The organism is Streptomyces sp. XM83C (assembly GCF_023072675.1).
Lineage (GTDB): Bacteria > Actinomycetota > Actinomycetes > Streptomycetales > Streptomycetaceae > Streptomyces > Streptomyces thermocoprophilus.
This window is the reverse complement of sequence record NZ_JALLGL010000341.1, coordinates 1-6,255: the sequence shown is the minus strand read 5'-3', so window position 1 is coordinate 6,255 and position 6,255 is coordinate 1. Positions and strand designations below refer to the sequence as shown.

The 6,255-nt window shown below is 65.7% G+C and carries 6 protein-coding genes, 1 tRNA gene and 1 pseudogene; 1 reads left to right on the top strand and 7 read right to left on the bottom strand.

Annotated features, from left to right (window positions below):
- The 7 genes and pseudogenes from MTQ10_RS26550 to MTQ10_RS26520 form a co-directional block, all read right to left on the bottom strand.
- On the bottom strand, positions 1-427 hold a 427-nt coding region (locus MTQ10_RS26550), incomplete at its 3' end, for a hypothetical protein (protein ID WP_247472695.1).
- Between the two features lie 78 nt (positions 428-505).
- The gene (gene pth / locus MTQ10_RS26545; protein ID WP_374117699.1) at positions 506-1,057 is read right to left on the bottom strand and encodes an aminoacyl-tRNA hydrolase; all 552 of its coding nucleotides are present in this window, start codon (positions 1,055-1,057) and stop codon (positions 506-508) included.
- Positions 1,058-1,167: 110 nt separating this feature from the next.
- Positions 1,168-1,764, bottom strand: coding sequence for a 50S ribosomal protein L25/general stress protein Ctc (locus MTQ10_RS26540; protein ID WP_247472693.1), 597 nt, complete (start codon positions 1,762-1,764; stop codon positions 1,168-1,170).
- 271 nt (positions 1,765-2,035) lie between these two features.
- Positions 2,036-3,016, bottom strand: a complete 981-nt coding sequence (locus MTQ10_RS26535) for a ribose-phosphate diphosphokinase (protein ID WP_247472692.1) — start codon at positions 3,014-3,016, stop codon at positions 2,036-2,038.
- A 138-nt stretch (positions 3,017-3,154) separates the two neighbouring features.
- The gene (glmU, locus tag MTQ10_RS26530; RefSeq protein WP_247472691.1) at positions 3,155-4,600 is read right to left on the bottom strand and encodes a bifunctional UDP-N-acetylglucosamine diphosphorylase/glucosamine-1-phosphate N-acetyltransferase GlmU; all 1,446 of its coding nucleotides are present in this window, start codon (positions 4,598-4,600) and stop codon (positions 3,155-3,157) included.
- Between the two features lie 123 nt (positions 4,601-4,723).
- Positions 4,724-4,794 (bottom strand) — tRNA-Gln (locus MTQ10_RS26525).
- A gap of 18 nt (positions 4,795-4,812) precedes the next feature.
- Positions 4,813-5,243, bottom strand: a pseudogene (locus MTQ10_RS26520) (hypothetical protein).
- 166 nt (positions 5,244-5,409) lie between these two features.
- Here MTQ10_RS26520 and MTQ10_RS26515 point away from each other — a divergent pair.
- A partial coding sequence (locus MTQ10_RS26515) for a sensor histidine kinase (protein WP_247472690.1) occupies positions 5,410-6,255 on the top strand: 846 nt, incomplete at its 3' end.

Here is a 6,255-nt window from a genome sequence, read left to right as displayed (position 1 = left end):
CCCGCGTCCGCCGCAGCCCGCCCGCCACCACCACCGACGCCAGCAGCAGCGCACCTCCCAGCGGAACCCACGCGAACAGCACACCCGCCGGACCCGACCGCACCGCCACATCCGAACCCGGCTTCACCACCACCGCATACAACCCACCCGGCCGCACCGCCACCGACCGCTCCAGCACCACCGCCGACCGCGCCCCCACCCCCGGCGACGACGACGCGAACGACCCCGAACACCTGCTCTCACCGCACCGCGTCACCCGGACCGTGCCCTGCTCACGCCCCTTCGGCAACATCACATGCTGCGCATCACCCCACGACGCCCACACCCCGGCGACCAGGATCAGCACGGCCACCACCGACATCGAGGCCAGCCGGCCGAACCTCAACGCGGCGACGGAGACCCGACGAGACACCACAGCGGACGGCATGGCCGCGATCTTTGGCCATGACCTCGCGACCGGTCAACTCACGAAAGGGAAAAATCAGGACCCCACCCCGAACAAGGACTACATCCCCACCGCGTCCGCCGCACGGTCCACGAAATACTCCAACTCCTTGCGCTCCCCCGACGAGAAATCCCTCAGCACAAAATCCGCCACCGGCATCCGACCCGGCGGACGCCCGATCCCGAACCGCACCCGGTGATAATCCGCACCCAGCACCCTCGTGATCGACTTCAACCCGTTGTGACCGTTGTCCCCACCACCCAGCTTCAGCCGCAACACCCCGTAATCGATGTCCAGCTCGTCATGCACCGCCACCACATGCCCCACCGGCACCTTGTAGAAATCCCGCAGCGCACCCACCGGACCACCCGACAGATTCATGAACGACATCGGCTTCGCCACGATCACCCGACGGTTCAACGGCCCCGGAGGACCGATACGCCCCTCCACCACCTGCGCCTGCGCCCTGCCCGCCCGCTTGAACCGGGCCCCCACCCGCTCAGCCAGCAGATCCGCCACCATGAACCCCACATTGTGCCGGTTCATCGCATACTCAGACCCCGGATTGCCCAACCCCACGATCAACCACGGAGCACCGGCCTCGATCGCCACCCGCACATCTCCTCACATACGCGCATACGCGCCGACCGCTGCCCCCACCCCGAAAAAGGGACGGAAACAGCGGCCGGCAAACGACGAAAACCCCGAAGAACGGGACAGGATCAGGCCTCCGCAGCCTCTTCCTCGCCCTCGCCCTCACCCTCGGCGGCCTCCTCGGCCTGCGCCTGCAGAACCTGAAGCACCACGGCGTCCTCGTCCACCGCCAGCGACACACCGCTCGGCAGCGGAACGTCCTTCGCGTGCACCGACGCGCCGGCCTCCAGGCCCTCCACGGACACCGTCAGCTGCTCCGGAATGTGCGTCGCCTCGGCCTCGACCGGCAGCGCCGCCAGCACGTGCTCCAGCAGGTTCCCACCCGGGGCCAGCTCACCCTCGGTGTGCACCGGAACCTCGACCGTGACCTTCTCGCCACGCTTCACCAGCAGCAGGTCCACGTGCTCCAGGAAACCCTTCAGCGGGTCACGCTGCACAGCCTTCGGAATCGCCAGCTCCTGCGTCTTGCCGTCGATGTCCAGCGAGATCAGAACGTTCGGCGTACGCAGCGCCAGCAGCAGGTCGTGACCCGGCAGCGTCAGGTGCAGCGGCTCAGCGCCGTGCCCGTACAGCACACCCGGAACCTTGTTGTCACGACGGATACGACGCGCGGCACCCTTACCGAACTCGGTGCGCGTCTCGGCGGCGAGCTTCACCTCGGACATATGCGATCACTCCTCGTAGGAGACGAAACGAACAGACAGGGAACGTCCCCCGCTCGTGGAGCACGGGACAGGTCACCCGGCCACGAACGGCCTGCTACGAAGAGCGCGTCGATAACGGACCACCGCACCCACACACAGGTACGGCCTCCCTCGCCGAGCAACTGCAACAGTCTACTCGGACAGGGAGGCCGCACCCAAAACGATCAACGAGACCCTGTGCAGAACCCTTCCTGCACAGCCCTCAGCACACGCGACTCACACCGCGCACACCTCACTGCTCATCGAACAGACTCGTCACCGAACCGTCCTCGAACACCTCACGCACCGCCGAAGCGATCGTCGGAGCGATCGACAACACCGTGATCTTGTCCAACTCACGATTCAGCTCACCCGGCGTCGGCAACGTGTTCGTCAGCACGAACTCACTCACCCGCGAATTCTTCAACCGATCAGCAGCCGGCCCCGACAACACACCATGCGTCGCCGTCACGATCACATCCTCCGCACCATGCGCGAACAACGCATCCGCAGCCGCACAGATCGTGCCCGCCGTATCGATCATGTCATCGACCAGCACACACACCCGGCCCTTGACCTCACCCACGACCTCATGAACCGTCACCTGGTTCGCCACGTCCTTGTCACGCCGCTTGTGCACGATCGCCAACGGCGCACCCAGACGGTCACACCAACGGTCCGCCACCCGCACACGACCCGCGTCCGGAGACACCACCGTCAGCTTCTCGCGATCCACCTTCCGGCCCACATAGTCGGCCAGCAACGGCAGAGCAAACAGATGATCCACCGGACCATCGAAGAAACCCTGAATCTGATCCGTGTGCAGATCCACAGTCAGAATCCGATCCGCACCCGCCGTCTTCATCAGATCAGCGATCAGACGCGCCGAGATCGGCTCACGCCCACGATGCTTCTTGTCCTGCCGCGCATACCCGTAGAACGGCACGATCACCGTGATCGAACGCGCCGACGCCCGCTTCAGAGCGTCGATCATGATCAACTGCTCCATGATCCACTTGTTGATCGGAGCCGTATGGCTCTGGATCAAGAAACAGTCAGCACCACGCGCCGACTCCTGATACCGAACATAGATCTCCCCGTTCGCAAAATCGAAGGCCTTCGTCGGGACAACCCCGACACCCAACTGCTGGGCGACCTCCTCGGCAAGCTCGGGGTGGGCGCGGCCGGAGAAGAACATCATCTTCTTCTCGCCGGTCGTCTTGATCCCGGTCACAGCACTGTCTCCTCAGAGGTGTGGTGTCACAGCTGGGTGTTCAACAGACCTCGCCACACAACGGCAAGACCATCTCAGCTGGTGGGGGTGCGATGTGCACTTATCACGGTACGCCGTCTCAGACGCACCCGTTTCCGGTCAGCCCTCGCCGCCCGCCTCACGGGACGCCGCCTCAGCCGCCTTCGCAGCCGCACTGCCCGGACGCTTACGAGCCACCCAACCCTCGATATTCCGCTGCTGACCACGGGCCACAGCAAGAGAACCAGGCGGCACATCCTTCGTGATCACAGAGCCGGCAGCCGTATAAGCACCGTCCCCGACAGTGACAGGAGCCACAAACATGTTGTCCGAACCCGTCTTGCAGTGCGACCCGACAACCGTGTGGTGCTTCCGCTCACCGTCGTAGTTCACGAACACACTCGCAGCACCGATGTTCGTGTACTCACCGATCGTCGCATCCCCCACATACGACAGATGCGGCACCTTCGTACCCTCACCGACCTGCGCGTTCTTCGTCTCCACAAACGTCCCGATCTTCGACCTCAGACCCAGACGCGTCCCCGGACGCAAATACGCGAACGGCCCCACCGACGCCCCAGGACCCACCTCGGCCCCATCCGACACCGTGTTGTCCACCCGCGCACCCGCACCCACCCGAGTGTCCCTCAAACGAGTGTTCGGGCCCACCTCGCACCCCTCACCCAGATGCGTCGACCCCAACAACTGCGTCCCCGGATGCACCACCACATCCCGCTCGAACGAAACAGACACATCCACCCACGTCGACGCCGGATCCACCACCGTCACACCCGACAACATCGCGCCCGTCAGCAACCGCTCGTTCAAAATCCGACGAGCCTCCGCCAACTGCACCCGATTGTTGATCCCCGCGATCTCCCGATGATCACCCGCCACCGACGCACCCACCCGATGCCCAGCCGCACGCAAGATCCCCAACACATCAGTCAGGTACTCCTCACCCTGACTGTTGTCCGTACGCACCTGCTTCAACGCATCCGCCAGCAACCGGCCGTCGAACGCGAACACACCCGAATTGATCTCCCGGATCGCCCGCTGCTCCTCCGACGCGTCCTTGTGCTCCACGATCGCCGTCACCGCACCCGACGCGTCCCGCACGATCCGGCCGTAACCCGTCGCATCCGGCATCTGCGCCGACAGCACCGTCACCGCGTTCCCGTCCGCCGAGTGCGCCGCCGACAGCTGCTTCAAGGTGTCACCGGTCAGCAGCGGCGTGTCACCGCACACGACGACCACGGTCCCGTCGACACCCCCGCCCAGCTCCTCCAGCGCCATGCGCACCGCGTGCCCGGTGCCGTTCTGCTCGGCCTGCACGGCCGTGCGCACGCCGGGAGCCGTCTCCTCCAGGTGGGCGACGACCTTCTCACGCGCGTGCCCGACCACGACGACCAGATTCTCGGGGTCCAACTCACGGGCGGCGGCCAGAACATGCCCCACGAGACTGCGACCGCAGATCTCGTGCAGGACCTTGGGTGTGGCCGACTTCATACGGGTGCCCTCACCCGCTGCGAGTACGACGACGGCTGCCGGGCGGATGACGCTCACAAAGGTGCCCTTCGGCTGGTGGTGGGGTGGGGGTGGACATCCGAAGGATACCGGGGCGTTTCAGGGGGGACATGAGAGCGGGTCCTGACTGTGCTGTCAGTCAGGACCCGAACTGTGCAGGTGCTCCCGGGGGAGGACTCGAACCCCCATGATCAGAACCAAAATCTGACGTCTTGCCCTTAGACGACCCGGGATTGCCGCCATGTCCGATTTCATGGATCGGATGCGGATGCAGCCCCTACTATGCCGCACCACCAGCCTTCGATGCGACGGTACAGGTCGGCGCTCTCCAGGACTTTGATCGCCGAACAGCCCCGGTAGGCCTCCCCTGCGTTCTTGCGCCACGAAGCTCACGCGCTCACGCCGTGCGTACGGCTTGTCCTTGGCGCCCTCGGCCCAGTAGAGGCCCACGCCGGCGATGGACAGCTCGCGCGTGCTGAGTGCTCCCACCTCCTTCCTCGGCGTTCGGGCGCTTGGTCCACTCTGGTGGCGGTTCGCCTTCCAGGGGGCGGTTGAGGAGGTCGTTGTTCCCGATCGGGAGGCGGTCGCGGATCTGCCGTCGGCTGAGGCCCGCCCGTCGCAGGGCGATGGCCTGTTCCCGTCGGGCTTCGCAGTCGGCGTACTTGCTGCTGGTATGTGCCATGGGCATACCGTGCGGGCGGAATGTTCGATTCCAGGGTCGAACAGTGGTCGGTTCACCAGTTCGGGGGATACCGGCTGGTTTCGATGTCATTCGATTACGGAGTGTGTTCCGGGGTGGTAGGGAAACTCGCCGGAATTGCCGTGGGGGGCGCCCGTAGGCTGGAGGCATGACCACGACGGGGGCAGACCACGCGGCGGCCAGGACGGGGCCGGTCGGGCCGTGGTGGTGGACGCGATGGCGCAGTGCGGTGCTGGACGGTGGGCTGGCGCTGGTGTCGGCGGTGGAGTGCGCTCTGGAGGGGGTGCCGTTCGCGCGGGATGCGGGGATCCCGGTGGCGGTGGGGGTGGTCTTCGGGGTGTTGGCCGGTGCCGTGTTGGTGGTGCGGCGTCGGTGGCCGGTCGCGGTGGTGTTGGTGTCGGTTGCGATCACGCCTGCTCAGATGGGTTTTCTGATGGGTGTGGTGGGTCTTTACACGTTGGCGGCGGCGGAGTTGCCGCGGCGGATCATTGCGGCGTTGTCGGGGATGTCCTTGGTGGGGATGTTTCTGGTGACGTTGGTGCGGTTGCGGCAGGACATGGTGCGGGGGGATGTGTCGGTCGGTGGCTGGTTCGTGCCGTTCGCGTCGGTGACGATGGCGTTGGGGATGACGGCTCCGCCGGTGTTGTTGGGGCTGTATGTGGGGGCGCGGCGGCGGTTGATGGAGTCGTTGCGGGAGCGGGCGGACAGTTTGGAGCGGGAGCTTCATTTGCTGGCCGAGCGTGCGGAGGAGCGGGCCGAGTGGGCGCGGAGTGAGGAGCGGACGCGTATTGCTCGGGAGATGCATGACGTGGTGGCGCATCGGGTGTCGTTGATGGTGGTGCATGCGGCGGCGTTGCAGGCCGTGGCGCGGAAGGACCCGGAGAAGGCGGTGCGGAATGCCGCTCTGGTGGGGGACATGGGTCGGCAGGCGTTGACCGAGTTGCGGGAGATGCTTGGGGTTTTGCGTAGCGGTGAGGGGGCTGCTGTGGGGGGT

Excerpts from the sequence above, each read along its gene's own strand:
- MTQ10_RS26540 (WP_247472693.1), bottom strand. The coding sequence starts at position 1,764 with ATGTCCGAGGTGAAGCTCGCCGCCGAGACGCGCACCGAGTTCGGTAAG.